The sequence below is a fragment of the Marinimicrobium sp. genome (genome assembly GCF_002695945.1).
Lineage (GTDB): Bacteria > Pseudomonadota > Gammaproteobacteria > Pseudomonadales > Cellvibrionaceae > Marinimicrobium > Marinimicrobium koreense.
In genome coordinates, this window is record NZ_NZQP01000009.1 from 22,886 (window position 1) to 39,128 (window position 16,243).

A 16,243-nucleotide genomic window follows, 5' to 3' on the forward strand; every position below is an offset into this window, starting at 1 on the left:
CGAGATGAGGCTGGTGTTTCATCTCGCTTTTTTGCACCCCGTGACCGGGCTTTCACTCGCGCGCAGTCCGTCTAGCATTCGCTGATCTTCGCACCCTTCGGGTCGTGCGGCTGCCTCGCTGAGCCTGTGAAAAGTCCGGTTACATGACGGCACGCCATCATGCTTGAGGAGGTTGACTTGACTACTGGGGCATCCACACCCGCTGTGCTTGTACTTGAAGACGGCAGTATTTTTCGCGGTACCGCCATTGGTGCCGAGGGCCTGTCGGTGGGCGAGGTGGTGTTCAATACCTCCATGACCGGCTATCAGGAAATCCTGACCGATCCCTCCTACGCCCGTCAGATCGTGACGCTGACCTACCCCCATATCGGCAACACCGGCGTCAATGCCGAGGACGCCGAGTGCGATCGAAGCTGGGCCGCCGGCCTGGTGATTCGGGATCTCCCCTTCCTGGCCAGCAACTTCCGCTCCGAGCAGTCCTTGCCCGAGTACCTGAACGCCCAGAACATCATCGGCATCGCCGATATCGATACCCGTCGCCTGACCCGGCTGCTGCGCGACAAGGGCGCCCAGAACGGCTGCATCATGGCGGGCGAGATCGACGAGGATAAGGCGCTGGCGGAAGCCAAGGGGTTTGCCGGCCTGAAAGGTATGGATCTGGCCAAGGTGGTCAGCGTGAAGGAACCTTATACCTGGAGCGAGGGTACCTGGTCCTTGGGCAAAGGGCATCAGGTCCCCGAGGGTGAGCGGCCCTATAAAGTGGTGGCCTATGATTACGGGGTCAAGCGCAATATTCTGCGTATGCTGGTGGATCGCGGNTGTGACCTCACCGTGGTGCCGGCTGAAACACCCGCCGCCGAGGTGCTGGCGATGAACCCCGACGGCGTCTTCCTGGCCAACGGCCCCGGCGACCCGGAGCCCTGCACCTACGCCATCGAAGCGATTAAAGAGATTGTTGAAACCGGCCTGCCGGTCTTTGGTATCTGCCTGGGGCACCAGTTGCTGGCCCTGGCCTCTGGNGCCAAAACNCTGAAGATGAAGTTCGGTCACCACGGCGGCAACCACCCGGTGCAGGACCTGGAGACCGGACGGGTGATGATCACTGCCCAGAACCACGGTTTTGCCGCCGATGAGGCGAGCCTGCCGGACAATCTGAAGGCCACTCACCGGTCACTGTTCGACGGCTCCCTACAGGGCATTCACCGCACGGACAAGCCCGCCTTCAGCTTTCAGGGGCATCCGGAAGCCAGTCCCGGTCCGCACGACGCCGACGGCCTGTTCGACCACTTTATTGATTTGATGAAAGACGCGAAACGTTGATGGGTTGCCGCCTGCGGGCGGCCTCCGCGCAACGTCACCCTTCAACCGATTTCGCAGAGCGAGAAGATCATGCCAAAACGTACCGACATCAACAGCATTCTGATCCTGGGCGCGGGCCCGATCGTCATCGGCCAGGCCTGTGAGTTTGACTACTCCGGCGCCCAGGCCTGTAAGGCCCTGCGCGAAGAGGGTTACCGGGTGATCCTGGTGAACTCCAACCCGGCCACCATCATGACCGACCCGGCCATGGCGGATGCCACTTACATCGAGCCCATCGAATGGCGCACGGTGGAACAGATCATCGAGAAAGAAAAGCCGGATGTGGTGCTGCCCACCATGGGTGGCCAGACCGCGCTCAACTGTGCCCTGGATCTGGCCAAGCACGGCGTGCTGGAAAAGTACGGCGTCGAGCTGATCGGCGCCAACGAAGACGCCATCAACATGGCGGAAGACCGGGATCTGTTTGATCAGGCCATGAAGCGCATCGGTCTGGAGTGCGCCCGCGCCAAGATCGTCCACTCCATGGATGAAGCCCTGGAAGTGCCCAAAGAGTTCGGTTTCCCCTGCATCATCCGTCCGTCTTTCACCATGGGTGGCTCCGGTGGTGGTATCGCGTACAACTGGGAAGAGTTTGAGGAAATCTGTACTCGCGGCCTGGACCTCTCGCCGGTCAATGAGCTGCTGATCGATGAATCCCTGCTCGGCTGGAAAGAGTACGAGATGGAGGTGGTTCGGGACAAAAGCGACAACTGCATCATTGTCTGTTCCATCGAAAACTTTGACCCCATGGGTGTGCACACCGGTGACTCCATCACCGTGGCCCCGGCTCAGACCCTGACCGACAAGGAATATCAGATCATGCGTAACGCCTCCCTGGCGGTGTTGCGTGAGATCGGGGTAGAAACCGGCGGCTCCAATGTGCAGTTCGCGGTCAATCCGGACGATGGCCGGATGGTGGTGATCGAGATGAACCCCCGGGTATCCCGATCTTCCGCGCTGGCCTCCAAGGCGACCGGTTTTCCGATCGCCAAGATCGCGGCGAAGCTGGCGGTGGGTTACACCCTGGATGAACTGCAGAATGAAATTACCGGCGGTGCTACTCCGGCCTCGTTCGAGCCGACCATCGATTACGTGGTCACCAAAATTCCGCGTTTTACCTTTGAGAAGTTCGGAGACGCCGATGCCCGTCTGACTACCCAGATGAAATCCGTGGGGGAGGTGATGGCCATTGGCCGGACCTTCCAGGAATCCCTGCAGAAAGCCCTGCGCGGTCTGGAAGTGGGCTCGGCCGGCTTCGAATCCAAGGTGGACCTGAAGGATAACGATACCCCGGCGCGTCTGCGTCGTGAGCTGAACACCCCCGGGGCCGAACGCATCTGGTATCTCGGCGATGCCTTCCGTCTGGGAATGAGTGTCGAGGAAGCCTTCGAGGCGTCGAAAATTGATCCCTGGTTCCTGGTCCAGGTGAAAGACCTGATCGACAGTGAACAGGCGCTGGACGGTAAAACCGTACAGGACCTGAACGCCGAGCTGCTGTTCCGCCTCAAGCGCAAAGGGTTCTCGGACAAGCGACTGGCCAAGCTGCTCGGCACCAGCGAGCAGGCGGTGCGTCAGCATCGTCACCAGTTGAACATCCGCCCGGCGTTCAAGCGNGTGGATACCTGTGCCGCCGAGTTCGCCACCTCCACCGCTTACATGTACTCCACGTACGAAGAAGAGTGCGAGGCCAACCCGAGCGACAAGGACAAGATTCTGGTGATCGGTGGCGGCCCCAACCGTATCGGCCAGGGCATCGAATTCGATTACTGCTGTGTNCANGCCGCCTTCGCNATGCGCGATGAGGGCTACGAGACCATCATGGTCAACTGTAACCCGGAAACCGTGTCCACCGATTATGACACCTCCGATCGCCTGTTCTTCGAGCCGGTGACCCTGGAAGANGTGCTGGAAATCGTGCACAAAGAAAAACCCAAGGGNGTGATTGTGCAGTTCGGTGGCCAGACNCCNCTGAAACTTGCCCGCGCCCTGGAAGCCGAAGGTGTGCCGATCATCGGTACCACCCCGGATGCGATTGACCGCGCCGAGGACCGTGAGCGCTTCCAGCAGATGATCAACAAGCTGGGCCTCAANCAGCCGCCCAACGCCATTGTGCGNTCNTTNGAAGAGGCGCTNCAGGCCGCCAAAGAAGTGGGCTACCCNNTGGTGGTGCGNCCNTCNTACGTNCTNGGNGGNCGGGCNATGGANATNGTCTATAAGGAAGANGAGCTNCGNGGCTANATGAATACCGCGGTAGAGGTTTCCGAAGATGCGCCGGTACTGCTGGATCACTTCCTGAGTGCCGCGATTGAAGTGGATGTGGATGCGGTCTGCGATGGTGAGCAGGTGGTCATCGGCGGGATCATGCAGCACATCGAGCAGTGTGGCGTTCACTCCGGTGATTCGGCCTGCTCCTTGCCGCCTTACTCGCTGCCGAAAGACGTACAGAACNTGATGCGTGAGCAGATCAAGGCCATGGCGTTGGAGCTGGGTGTCGTGGGTCTGATGAACACCCAGTTGGNCTATCAGGACGGCGAAATTTATGTGATNGANGTGAANCCGCGGGCCTCGCGCACCGTGCCNTTTGTGTCCAAGTGCATTGGCGTGTCCCTGGCCAAGGTGGCGGCGCGCTGTCAGGCNGGCATCAGCCTGAAAGAGCAGGGTTTCACCCAGGAAATCGTGCCGGATTACTACAGCGTGAAAGAAGCGGTGTTCCCGTTCAACAAATTCCCGGCGGTAGACCCGATCCTGGGGCCGGAAATGAAATCCACCGGTGAAGTGATGGGGGTGGGTGACACCTTCGGTGAGGCCTTTGCCAAGGCTCAGCTCGGCGCTGGCAGCAAGCTGCCCACCACGGGCACGGCGTTCATCAGCGTACGCGATGTCGACAAGCCCGGTGTGGTCGTGGTCGGTAAGGAGCTGAACAGTCTCGGTTTCAAACTGGTGGCCACTCGTGGCACGGCTGCGGTATTAAAGGAGGCCGGGCTCGAAGTGGACGTTGTCAACAAAGTGGCCGAGGGTCGCCCGCATATTGTGGACATGATCAAGAACAGTCAGATCAACCTGATTGTGAACACCACTGAAGGGCGGCAGGCGACCCGCGACTCGGCCTCGATTCGTCGCAGTGCGGAAAATCATCGGGTGTACTACACCACCACTCTGGCCGCTGGCGAGGCGGTGTGTATGGCACTGCGGTTTGGTCAATTTACACAAGTGCGGCGCCTGCAGGAGCTGCACGGGAGGATCGGTGCATGAGCAAGGTACCCATGACAGTGGAAGGCGCAGAAGCTCTGCGCGAAGAGTTACACGACCTGAAGAAAGTCCAGCGCCCGCGCATCAGCCAGGCGATTGCCGAGGCGCGCGAGCANGGTGACCTGAAAGAGAACGCCGAGTACCACGCCGCGCGGGAGCAGCAGAGCTTCTGCGAAGGCCGGANTCAGGAAATCGAAGGCAAGTTGGCCAATGCCCAGGTCATTGACGTCAAGACGATTCCGCCCAGCGGCAAGGTGATTTTCGGCACGACTGTGACCATCATCAACTGCGAGACCGAGCAGGAAGTAACCTATCGAATCGTGGGCGATGACGAGGCGGATGTGAAAGCCAACAAGATTTCCGTCAATTCACCCATCGCCCGGGCCTTGATCGGCAAGGAAGAGGGGGATGTGGTCGAGGTGAAAACCCCCGGCGGTGAAGTCGAGTACGAAATCGACAAGGTGGAGCATATTTAAGTTTTGGTAATTTCGGGTCGCTCCGAAGGTTGCGTAGGGCGGATAAGNCCAAAGGCCGCATCCGCCGTAACCCAACCCCGACGCCGNGAACTCACCGCAACAAATTCGACAATTTCGGATTCGGCTTCGGATTCGCCCGGTACAGCAGCGCNANCTTGCCCACCTGCTGNACNAGCTCCACNCCGNGCANGGCCGCCAGNTCATCAAGCANCAGCTTGCGGTCGTCCCGCTCGGCCACGGCAATCTTGACCTTGATCAGCTCATGATCATCCAACGCCCGGTTCAGCTCGGCGCGGACCCCGTCGCTCAGGCCGTTGTCGCCCAGGGTGACAATTGGCTTCAGGTTGTGCCCCAGGGCACGGAATTGTTTCTTGCGGTCGGCGCTTAGCGGCATGACAATACCTTCAAATCGTTTGGGTGAAAAAGCCTCTCATTGTAACGCATCTCNCCCGGAATCATCATGGCCAGATCCAAAAGCAGCAACCGTTGGCTGGACGAGCACTTCAGCGACCCTTACGTCAAACNGTCCCAGAAGGACGGCTATCGCTCCCGCGCCAGCTATAAGCTGATCGAGCTNGACAAGAAGGACAAACTGTTCAAGCCCGGNATGAGCGTGGTCGACCTGGGGTCGGCGCCGGGTGGTTGGTCNCAGGTGGCCGCCGATCGGGTGGGCGACAAGGGCATGGTGCTGGCGTCGGACATTCTGCCCATGGACAGCATTGCCGGGGTCGAGTTTATCCAGGGTGACTTTACCGAGGAAGCGGTGCTGGAGCAGCTGCTGGCCGCGCTCGGTGGGCAGAAGGCGGACCTTGTAATCTCCGATATGGCCCCCAACATGAGTGGTATGAATGCCGTTGACCAGCCCGCCGCCATCTATCTGGTGGANCTGGCACTGGATATGGCCCGGCAGGTGTTGAAACCTGGCGGGCATTTTGTTGCCAAAGTGTTCCACGGCGAGGGCTTTGACCCCCTGCTGCAGGACACGCGCGACGCCTTTACCAAGGTGGCAGTGCGCAAACCCGACGCCTCCCGGGCCCGCTCCCGGGAGGTGTATCTGGTCGCCCGGGGCTTCAAAGGTTGAGGCCNCGGCTGATCTATTGCCTCATAGGGTGCGTTTATTGGTATTGATGCGCTTATGGGCTCTATACTGTCACTGATTTGTTGTACAAAACGAGGGTATCTCCTTGAACGACATGACCAAAAATCTCATCCTGTGGCTGATCNTCGCCGCCGTGCTGTTCACGGTGTTCCAGGGATTCAATCAGCCCGCCAGTAGCGAGACCCTCAGCTACTCGGACTTCGTGCGCTCGGTCAAGAGCGAGCAGGTCCGGGAAGTCACCCTGCAGGGCCTGAAGGTCCAGGGCACCTATTCTGACGGCAGCACCTTCCAGACCACGCTGCCCCAGATTGGCGACCCCAAACTGATGGACGACCTGCTGAACTCCAACGTGACGGTGCGTAACAAGGAGCCGGAGCGCCCCAGCCTGTGGCATCAGCTGTTAGTGGCCAGTTTCCCGATTCTGATCATCATTGCCGTATTCCTGTTCTTCATGCGCCAGATGCAAGGGGGCATGGGGGGCGGCAAAGGCGGCCCCATGAGCTTTGGCAAGAGCAAAGCCAAGCTGCTCGGCGAAGACCAGGTCAAAACCACCTTTTCCGATGTGGCCGGGGTGGATGAAGCCAAAGAAGAAGTCAGCGAGCTGGTGGAATACCTGCGCGATCCCTCCAAATTCCAGCGCCTGGGTGGCCAGATCCCCCGGGGTGTACTGATGGCGGGCCCGCCCGGTACCGGTAAGACGCTGCTGGCCAAGGCCATTGCCGGTGAGGCAAAAGTGCCTTTCTTCTCGATTTCCGGTTCGGATTTCGTCGAAATGTTCGTCGGTGTGGGTGCGTCTCGGGTCCGCGACATGTTCGACCAGGCCAAGAAGCAGGCGCCCTGCATCATCTTTATTGATGAGATTGATGCCGTTGGTCGTCATCGTGGCGGTGGCCACGGCGGCGGTCACGACGAGCGCGAACAGACTCTGAACCAGTTGCTGGTGGAAATGGACGGTTTTGAAGGCAATGAAGGCGTGATCGTCATCGCCGCCACCAACCGTCCGGACGTGCTCGACAAAGCCCTGCTGCGCCCGGGCCGTTTCGACCGCCAGGTGGTCGTCGGCCTGCCGGATATCCGCGGCCGCGAGCAGATCCTGAAAGTGCATATGCGCAAAGTCCCCATCGATGAGCGTGTCGAGGCCAATGTGATCGCCCGAGGCACCCCCGGTTTCTCCGGTGCGGACCTGGCCAACCTGGTGAACGAGGCGGCCCTGTTCGCGGCCCGTGGCAATAAGCGCCTGGTGACCATGGAGGAGTTTGAGAAAGCGCGTGACAAGATCATGATGGGCGCCGAGCGTCGCTCCATGGTGATGAGCGAGAAAGAAAAGGAAAACACCGCCTACCACGAAGCGGGCCATGCCATTGTGGGCAAGATCGTGCCCGAGCACGATCCCATCCACAAAGTGACCATCATTCCCCGTGGCCGGGCCCTGGGTGTCACCCAGTTCCTGCCCGAGGGCGACAAGTACAGCATGAGCCGCCGGGCCATTGAGTCCAGCATCTGCACCCTGTTTGGTGGCCGGATTGCCGAAGATATGACTCTGGGCGCCGAAGGCATCACCACCGGCGCGTCCAACGATATTGAGCGGGCCACCGAGCTGGCACGCAATATGGTGACCAAGTGGGGTCTGTCGGAAAAGCTCGGTCCTCTGCACTACGGTGAGGACGAAGGCATGATGCCGGGCACCGGCTCGGCCAACTACTCCGGCGAAACCTCCAAGATGATTGACCAGGAAGTCCGCCGAATCATTGATGAGTGCTACAAGCGCGCCGAGCAGATTCTGCATGACAACCGGGATATCCTGGAGGCGATGAAAGACGCGCTGATGGAGTATGAGACCATCGACTCCGAGCAGGTCGACGACCTGATGGCTCGCCGCAAGGTGCGTCCGCCGCGCGACTGGCACGACGACGATTTCAATGGCCACCTCAAAGGCAAGGGTGGCGAAGCCGATGGCAAGTCAGACGGCAAAGGCGCCGAGGGTGAAGGCAAAGACAAGCCCATCGGTGGTCCCGCCGAAGACCACTGACCGCTCCCGGCGGCATTGAGTCATCAGTCTGTTATAATCCCCGGCCATTGCGCCGGGGATTTGTTTTTCCCCGCCCGCTCAACACCCAATATCGCCCAACCAGTTGGAATCACCGCCCATGCGTTTTGGCGCCCACAGTCTGGACCTATCCCGACCCTGTCTGATGGGGGTTCTCAATACCACGCCGGACTCTTTCTCTGATGGTGGAAGTTACTATCAGGCGGGCCAGCTGTCGCTGGACCTGGCCCGACGGCGAGCCCAGCAGATGCTGGATGAAGGCGCCGAGATCATCGACGTAGGAGGGGAATCGACCCGCCCGGGGTCAACGCCGGTCAGTGAACAGGAAGAGCTGGACCGGGTGATTCCGGTCGTGGAAGCGGTGGCCGGTGAACTGGGCGCCCTGGTGTCGGTCGATACCAGTAACCCAGCGGTCATTCGTGAATCGGCCCGAGCGGGTGCCGGGCTGATCAATGATGTGCGCGCATTGCAGCGCGAGGGTGCTCTGGCCGCCGCCGCCGACACCGGGCTGCCGGTGTGCCTGATGCATATGCAGGGCACTCCCGAGACCATGCAAGAGCGACCCCAATACCAGGACCCGGTGGAAGAGGTTAAAGACTTTCTCCTCCAGCGGGTGTCCGCCTGCAAGGCTGCCGGGATCGGCGCCGAGCGGATTCTGCTCGATCCGGGGTTTGGCTTCGGAAAAACCCTGGAGCACAACCTGGCCCTGCTGCGCCGCCTGGGTGAATTCCAAGCCCTGGGGTACCCGGTGTTGGTGGGCATGTCCCGCAAGTCCATGCTGGGGCACCTTCTGGGGCGCGAAGTCAGTGAGCGCTTACCCGGCAGCCTGGCTCTGGCGATGGCCGCCGCTCAGCGCGGTGCCTGTATTATCCGGGTGCACGATGTGGCGCCCACTCATGATGTTCTGGCAGTCCTGGCGGCGCTTTCGACCGATGCGTCAGCCGCCGACTCGCCGTCTACCCATTAACCAGTAAAGCATTTGAGCGGGAGCAAGGATCCTATGGCGCGACAGTATTTTGGTACCGACGGTATTCGTGGGCAGGTCGGCGAGCCTCCCATCACGCCTGACTTCATGCTCAAACTGGGCTGGGCTGCCGGTCGGGTACTGGTGGACCGCTTCTCCGGCCCGAATATGATTCTGATTGGCAAGGACACCCGGATCTCGGGCTACATGTTTGAATCCGCCCTGCAGGCGGGGTTGATCAATGCCGGTGTGGATGTCGGCCTGCTCGGTCCCATGCCCACCCCGGGCATTGCCTACCTGACCCGGACCTTCCAGGCCCAGGCCGGTATCGTGATCAGTGCCTCCCACAACGCCTACACCGATAATGGCATCAAGTTTTTCAGTGGCAACGGCACCAAACTGCCCGATGACGTTGAGCTGGCCATCGAAGAGCAACTGAACCAGCCCATGACCACCGCAGAGCGGTTGGGCAAGGCGCGCCGTATCGAGGATGCCTCGGGCCGCTATATCGAGTTCTGCAAGGGCACCATGCCCTGGGGTTTCAGTCTGCAGGGGCTGCAGATTGTGGTGGACTGCGCCAATGGCGCCACCTACCACATTGCGCCGAGCGTGTTCAGCGAGTTGGGGGCCAAGGTGATTCCGGTCGCCACGGACCCCAATGGCACCAACATCAATCGCGGTTGTGGCTCCACCAAAACCGATCTGTTGAAAGAGAAAGTCATGGAGCTGGGGGCGGACCTCGGCATTGCCTTCGACGGCGATGGCGACCGGGTGATGTTCGTGGACCACCGGGGCGAGATTGTCGATGGCGATGAGCTGCTCTACATCATTGCCGATTACCAGCACCGTTATAGCGGTGGCTGCGACGGCGTGGCCGGCACCCTGATGAGCAACTTCGGGCTCGAGTTGGGCCTGAAGAAAATTGGCGTGCCTTTCGAGCGGGCCAAGGTGGGTGACCGCTACGTGATCGAAAAAATGCGTCAGAACGGCTGGACGCTGGGCGGCGAATCCTCGGGGCATATCGTCTGCAGCAACGTCACCACGACCGGAGACGGGATTATTTCCGCCCTGCAAGTATTGTTAGCGCTCACTACCATGGGCGAATCATTGAATAAAATCAAAAAAGGCATGAATAAAATGCCTCAGACCATGATCAACGTGCACCGCTCCCGGCAGATCGATCTGGATAAGGACGCCACCATTAAGGCGGCGGTCGCCAGCGTCGAGGACAAGCTGGCCGGCACCGGCCGGGTGCTGCTGCGCCCCTCCGGTACCGAGCCGGTGGTACGGGTCATGGTAGAAGGGGAAGACAAAGCAAAGGTCAAGGAACTGTGCCAGGAGTTGGCCGCTACGGTAGAAAAGGCTCTCAACTAGAAGAGCCGCTACACTGAAAAAGAGAGCAACACGAGACCCATCAACCAACATGAGAGAAAAGCGGGGTCAGAGCGCGATTTGGGATTGTATGTTATGCCCAACTTCGCTAACATTGGCGCCCGCTTTAAGGGGGACCCCTTGAGCGAGAGACACAGCCGCCAACGCCTGGTCGTTGGCAACTGGAAAATGAACGGCAGTCTGGCCGAGAACGCCTTACTGCTGAACGGCATTACCGCCCAGTGGCAGGGTGCGGAAAATGTGGAAACGGCCCTGTGCCCGCCCTACGTTTACCTCAGCCAAGCCGCTGAAGCACTGTCCGGAAGCCCCGTTGAACTGGGGGCACAGACGGTCAGCGAACACGCCAACGGCGCGCACACCGGGGAAGTGTCCGGTACCATGCTGGCTGATCTTGGATGCCGCTACGTGATCGTGGGTCACAATGAGCGGCGCCGGATGCAGGGTGAAACCAGCGACCAGGTCGCGGAAAAGTTTCACGCGGCTCAGCAAGCGGGCCTGATTCCCATTCTCTGTGTCGGTGAGTCCGAACAGGAACGGGATGCCGGCAAAGCGCTGGAAACCATTGGCCAACAATTGCTGGCCGTGGTCAATCGCGTTGGCCTGGAAGCATTTGCGCGTGCGGTGGTGGCCTACGAACCGGTATGGGCGGTAGGCACCGGGAAAACTGCCAGTCCCGAACAGGCGGAAGAAGTACACCGCTTTATTCGCGCCGAGTTGGGCGAACTGGGTGCTAAAACGCAGATTTTGTACGGGGGCAGCGTCAAGCCGGGCAACGCCGAGCAACTGTTCGCAATGCCGGACATTGACGGAGCCTTGCTCGGAGGCGCTTCCCTGAACGCCGACGATTTTGTCGCCATTTGCAGAGCCGCCGCCTGAGGGCGGGGCTTTGAAGCAGCGTATCGAATACGCTACGTTTTAAAGAGTAGAGACGAAACACCATGGAAACACTCGTTCTCGTTGTACACATTCTGACCGCCCTGGCCATTATCGCTCTGATCCTGCTTCAGCAGGGTAAGGGTGCGGTTGCCGGCGCCTCCTTCGGCTCCGGCGCCTCCCAGACCGTGTTCGGCAGTCAGGGCAGCGGTGGCTTTTTCACCCGCATGACCGGCATTTGCGCCGTAGTTTTCTTCGCCACCAGCTTTGGCTTGGCCATCATTGCCAAAAACAAAGCCGGCGTCGGTATCGACAGCGACATTCCGTCAGCGGTAGAACAGTCAGCCCCGGCCGCGCAAGACTCTGAAGTCCCGGCCGTGGAAGAAGAAAGCAGCGCGGACGAGGTTCCAGAAGTACCGGCTGAGTAATCAGCCGTTTAGAAAACAGTTAGTTTGACCCCTTATATGCCCAAGTGGTGGAATTGGTAGACACGCTATCTTGAGGGGGTAGTGGCGCAAGCCGTGCCGGTTCAAGTCCGGCCTTGGGCACCATACTGAAAAAGGCTCTCCGCTACGCGGAGGGCCTTTTTTTATGTGTGCCAGTCTGGACCAGGGGCCGGCGTGGGCTCGGCGCATCCGAAATGCAGGGCCGCGTTAGTGCCGCGAAGGACAGGAAGTCCGAAAGGGCCCAGGGGCTTGGCCTTCGGCCACCTTCGCCGTGCCCGTTTACTCCCGGCAAACCGGTGAGCACCATTTCGGCATCCGATACCGTCCGGTATCGTTCAAAAGCCAAGCCCTGCGGGGCTTTTTTGTTTCTTTTCATCCGTTAGCGTCCGGTAAAATCCATTGCCAGTTGAAACCCCTGGCGGTACTGTTGACGGTATAATGTCTAGAGTGCAGTCTCTTGGGGCTGATAAAACGCGTCACTCTTAGGATATCAACTTTATGACCGATCAGGATTACTTGGAGCGCAAGCTTAAATCTTATGGCACTCAACTAAACATGAGTGTTCTTGACGGCATTGAGACTTTGCAGGCGGTTGCGTCATTTGATCGTCCGGTTGGTTGTCGGGAGTTGGCCAGGTTCTTGGAGCTGGATACTACAAGGGTCAATCGTTTGCTGAGAACTCTGGCTTATGCCGGATTTGTGCGTAAAACGTCAGACCGCAAGTACACAGTCGGGCCCGCGATGCATGTGCTTGCCGCGCAGAGTTTGTTTGCTTCTCACATGGTTTCTTATGCGGTAAAGCCTCTTGAAGAGTTACGAACCTACGATATGGTGGTGGCAATGGGGGTGCTTTGGAGAGACAAAGTGACCTATGTTTATCATGCACTCCCGGGGTTGAGTTCTATAGAGGCTTTGGGGCGCCTTGGCTACTTTCCTGCAACTGCTTCAGGGGTGGGACTTTCTTTGCTGTCCCAAAAGGAAGGGGATGAGGTGACTCACCTATATCAAGGTAAAGAAATTCCAGGCTTTCCTGATGGCATAGATTCATTGCATGCGAAGCTTGAAGAAATCCGAGAGCGTGGTTATGTCAGGGTTCGAACAAGCTACCAAACCCACTTGCCTGAAGGCGCCGTGACATTGGCTTTGAATATCGGAGAGCCGGCTCATAGTGCTATTGCTTTATCAGGCGACATTCCCGAAGAACGAACTGCGGAGCTGGTGACGGCACTACGAGGAAAAGCGGCAGAAATCGAAAGTCATATACGATAACCTCCCAAGCTAACCCCCCCCATATTTCCCTCTAAATACCCATTTGCGTGCTCAGCTTGTGTTGAGAGATGTAGCTTTTTGCACGAAAAAAAAGAAGAAACTATCAAATAAGAATAATTAATAAAAATTTAATCTATATCTAATATAGATCTTATCATTGACAATGTATCTATTGTAGCTACATAATGGCCTCGAGCTGCAATATTCTGTGGCTGTTCTTCTTCCCGGTGTTTAGCATTAACGGAAGCAGCGGGACTCAATATACGAATAAAGATATGAATTAGGAGAGCCTGTTATGACGGTACAACTATTTCAAAAAAAAGTTCTAGCCCAAGTAATGAGCACAATATTGCTGGCGGGATTCGGGAGCACCTCGTTTGGGCAGCAGTCCGGCAGTACCCCCGACGATGAAAGTTCTTCAACACTACTAGAAGAGGTCGTAGTTAAAGGAATTAGGGGTAGTTTGAGTGAGAACTTGGATCGAAAAAGGGAAGCTGACACCTTCATTGACGTTATTGTGGCTGAGGATATCGGCAAGCTGCCAGATGACAATCTGGCCGAGACATTACAGCGCGTTCCCGGGATTCAGGTGGAGCGGGAAGATGGGGAGGGCGTCAATGTCACTATCCGAGGTATTCGAAACAACCGGGTGGAAGTGAATGGTCGCACCCTTTTGAGCCCGTTTGGTCGTGGAACCAATGCAGGCATTATGAATTATTTCCCCTCAGAGATTGTCGGCTCAGTCAGAACCACTAAAGTATTGACAGCCGATATGACTGACGGGGCGCTTGGCGGTACTATCGACATCAAGACCCGTAAGCCACTGGATCGAAAAGGATTTTGGGGTGGAGCTTCAGTCGAGGGAACACACTCTAGTCTGAATGACGATCAAGGGGTCAAGCTCTCGGCGCAGGCCAGTAACTCTTTCGCAAATGACACCATGGGTGTGATGTTTGGCGTAGTGCACGAGGACCGCCCGATAACCGAGGATCGTTTTTATAGCAATGGTGACTGGCGCCAGGGTCCTCCGTACTCGAATCCAGATAACAACGTACTCGATATTACCGACCCCTACTATTACCAGTACGATTTGCGATATCAGCGCAAGGAGGAAGATCGAGAAAAATCCGCCGTAAACGGCTCCTTCCAGTGGAAGCCAGCGGACAATCTCGACTTCAATGCCGATCTTCTTTATGCCGAGTACGATTACGCACGTTCACGCTCTTGGGCGGGCATTATTCTGGATAAGACGCTCGACAACTATGATCCGGGCACCATTGTGGTGGACGAAAATGATGCCCGGGTCGCCGGCACCCTGAATACCAAAGTGGAAAGCAATCACGAGCGGTATCAGGGAGCAGACAGCTTCCTGACTGGCGGTTTGAACGTGGCATGGGTGGGCGAAAGCGGCTTGGAAGTATTTGCTGAATACGCTTTCGGTGAGTCCGAAACTACTCGGGACCAGCAGTTCATCCAGTTGTATACATATGGTGAGGACGGGTCTGGAGTTCCGATAAACTTTGATATTCGAGCTACCGATATAGCCTCGGTGGAGATCCCGGATCTATCGAATCCCGATGATTTTACTGCGTCGACCTTCTACGACTCTCGAAACATTAATGAAGCATCAGAAGATTCCTTCCGGCTTGATGCAACCTATCCGATGGAAGGATTCTTCACTTCAATTAAGGCCGGCCTCCGCTACTCTTCCATTACTGCGGTTACTGCGGAGTATGGCAAGTATGGAGTCTCACCCTATGATAATGCTGAAGTCACGAGTCTTACACGCGCGGGGCTAGGAAATACGGCAGTGCCTGATGCCGACTGGCTACAGAATGCAGCAGTGACGGTAGATACGTCTGATGTGTTGTCTGGTTCTGGAGCCAACGTGCCAAATCAGATCGTTGTTGTGGATACAGATAGGATTGGCGGAGGTGGTTTTGGTTTCTCCGACGCATTCTACGACGCTCCTGTCTCACGATTTCCGAATATGGATTCTGAGGTTGAGGATTCTATCCTTTCCTATTACGCACGTGCCGATTTCGAAGCGTGGGGGTGGACAGGTAACTTCGGGGTACGCTACTCGGATACCTCCACCACGGTCAATAACTATGCTCTCGTAGGGGCTGAGTACGAGCCCTATGAAGAAGAGGGAAGCTATCAGGACTTGTTGCCAAGTTTGATAGCCAAAAGGGATTTGACGGAAGATCTTGTGCTCCGTTTGGGCGTAAGTGAATCTATTGCGCGTCCTGATACTCGAGTGTTGGGCGCCACAGGAAGGGTTAACCTGATTGAAGATGATCCCGAAACGCCTCAGGATGAATCGGAGGGGTCCTCTGCCTCACTGCCAAATCCCGACCTCAAGCCTCAGCGTGGTACGAAATACGATGCCTCGCTGGAATGGTATTTTTCCGAAAATTCGGCGTTGGCTATGGCCCTATTCTACAATTCCCTGGACCGCCAGATACTCAATGTCACAGAACCCGGAACTATTCCCGGCTATGGAGACCAGATCTTCGCAATCCGCACGCAAGTAAATGGTACAGGCGGCGAGATCAAGGGAATGGAGCTGGCCTTTCAGCATAACTTTCGGGATCTCCCTGGTTTTCTGGGGAATACGGGAACGTCCATTAACTACACATATCTTGAAAACACCACCGATGAAATTGACCCTCGCACCGGTGATCCGATTGGTCTACAGGGGGTGTCTGAGAATAGCGTTAACATTCAGCTGTATTACGAGGACGACAAGCTGAGTTCACGACTGCTGTACAACTGGCGAGATGACTATTTTGATCGTCTGGGTTTTGCAGGAGCTACCGCTATCCTTAATAAGGGCGAACCATCTCTAGATGCGTCGATCAAGTATTACCTGACAGACTCAATGTCCATGGAGTTTCAGGCGGTTAACCTACTGGATTCACCGAAGTCGGAATATGCGGGTTGGGAACAGTATGTGGCGACCTACGCTGAAACTGGTCGGCGCTATTCGCTGGGCATTAGCTTCAAGTTCTGACTCACATGAGGGGCGGTGCCGGCCTTGGGTGCCGTCTCTCAGCCTATCCCTAA

The 16,243-nt window shown here is 57.5% G+C and carries 12 protein-coding genes and 1 tRNA gene; 12 read left to right on the forward strand and 1 reads right to left on the reverse strand.

All coding sequences use genetic code 11. The annotated features are described in order from the left end of the window. Positions 1-159: 159 nt before the first annotated feature. From carA to greA, 3 genes are all read left to right on the forward strand, one after another. The gene (carA, locus tag CMG77_RS00465) at positions 160-1,320 is read left to right on the forward strand and encodes a glutamine-hydrolyzing carbamoyl-phosphate synthase small subunit (RefSeq protein ID WP_123639014.1); all 1,161 of its coding nucleotides are present in this window, start codon (positions 160-162) and stop codon (positions 1,318-1,320) included. 69 nt (positions 1,321-1,389) lie between these two features. Continuing rightward, positions 1,390-4,611 (forward strand): carbamoyl-phosphate synthase large subunit, encoded by a 3,222-nt coding sequence (gene carB, locus CMG77_RS00470; protein ID WP_286903396.1) that lies wholly within the window; start codon positions 1,390-1,392, stop codon positions 4,609-4,611. Then, on the forward strand, positions 4,608-5,084 hold the full coding sequence (gene greA, locus CMG77_RS00475) for a transcription elongation factor GreA (protein WP_286903397.1): 477 nt from the start codon (positions 4,608-4,610) through the stop codon (positions 5,082-5,084). Before carB ends, greA begins: the two co-directional genes overlap by 4 nt. A 91-nt stretch (positions 5,085-5,175) precedes the next feature. On the opposite strand, the gene CMG77_RS00480 is transcribed toward greA, so the two are convergent. After that, positions 5,176-5,478 (reverse strand): YhbY family RNA-binding protein, encoded by a 303-nt coding sequence (locus CMG77_RS00480; protein ID WP_286903398.1) that lies wholly within the window; start codon positions 5,476-5,478, stop codon positions 5,176-5,178. A gap of 66 nt (positions 5,479-5,544) precedes the next feature. Between CMG77_RS00480 and rlmE the strand changes: the two genes are divergently transcribed. From rlmE to CMG77_RS00525, 9 genes are all read left to right on the forward strand, one after another. Beyond that, the gene (rlmE, locus tag CMG77_RS00485) at positions 5,545-6,165 is read left to right on the forward strand and encodes a 23S rRNA (uridine(2552)-2'-O)-methyltransferase RlmE (protein ID WP_286903399.1); all 621 of its coding nucleotides are present in this window, start codon (positions 5,545-5,547) and stop codon (positions 6,163-6,165) included. A 112-nt stretch (positions 6,166-6,277) separates the two neighbouring features. After that, positions 6,278-8,212, forward strand: a complete 1,935-nt coding sequence (gene ftsH / locus CMG77_RS00490; RefSeq protein ID WP_286903400.1) for an ATP-dependent zinc metalloprotease FtsH — start codon at positions 6,278-6,280, stop codon at positions 8,210-8,212. Between the two features lie 118 nt (positions 8,213-8,330). Further along, complete coding sequence (gene folP / locus CMG77_RS00495) at positions 8,331-9,197, forward strand: dihydropteroate synthase (RefSeq protein ID WP_286806549.1); 867 nt, start codon at positions 8,331-8,333, stop codon at positions 9,195-9,197. A gap of 33 nt (positions 9,198-9,230) precedes the next feature. Further along, entirely contained in the window at positions 9,231-10,568 is a 1,338-nt protein-coding gene (gene glmM / locus CMG77_RS00500) for a phosphoglucosamine mutase (protein ID WP_286806550.1), read from the forward strand. A 93-nt stretch (positions 10,569-10,661) separates the two neighbouring features. Beyond that, positions 10,662-11,462 (forward strand): triose-phosphate isomerase, encoded by an 801-nt coding sequence (tpiA, locus tag CMG77_RS00505; RefSeq protein WP_286806552.1) that lies wholly within the window; start codon positions 10,662-10,664, stop codon positions 11,460-11,462. A gap of 62 nt (positions 11,463-11,524) precedes the next feature. Continuing rightward, positions 11,525-11,887, forward strand: coding sequence for a preprotein translocase subunit SecG (gene secG / locus CMG77_RS00510; protein WP_123639006.1), 363 nt, complete (start codon positions 11,525-11,527; stop codon positions 11,885-11,887). 38 nt (positions 11,888-11,925) lie between these two features. Beyond that, positions 11,926-12,010: transfer RNA gene (locus CMG77_RS00515), tRNA-Leu, on the forward strand. Between the two features lie 393 nt (positions 12,011-12,403). Continuing rightward, complete coding sequence (locus CMG77_RS00520; protein WP_286806553.1) at positions 12,404-13,174, forward strand: IclR family transcriptional regulator; 771 nt, start codon at positions 12,404-12,406, stop codon at positions 13,172-13,174. A gap of 295 nt (positions 13,175-13,469) precedes the next feature. Beyond that, positions 13,470-16,190 carry a TonB-dependent receptor gene (locus CMG77_RS00525; RefSeq protein ID WP_286806554.1) on the forward strand — a complete coding sequence of 907 codons (2,721 nt, stop codon included), beginning with the start codon at positions 13,470-13,472 and terminating at the stop codon, positions 16,188-16,190. Positions 16,191-16,243: the final 53 nt, after the last annotated feature.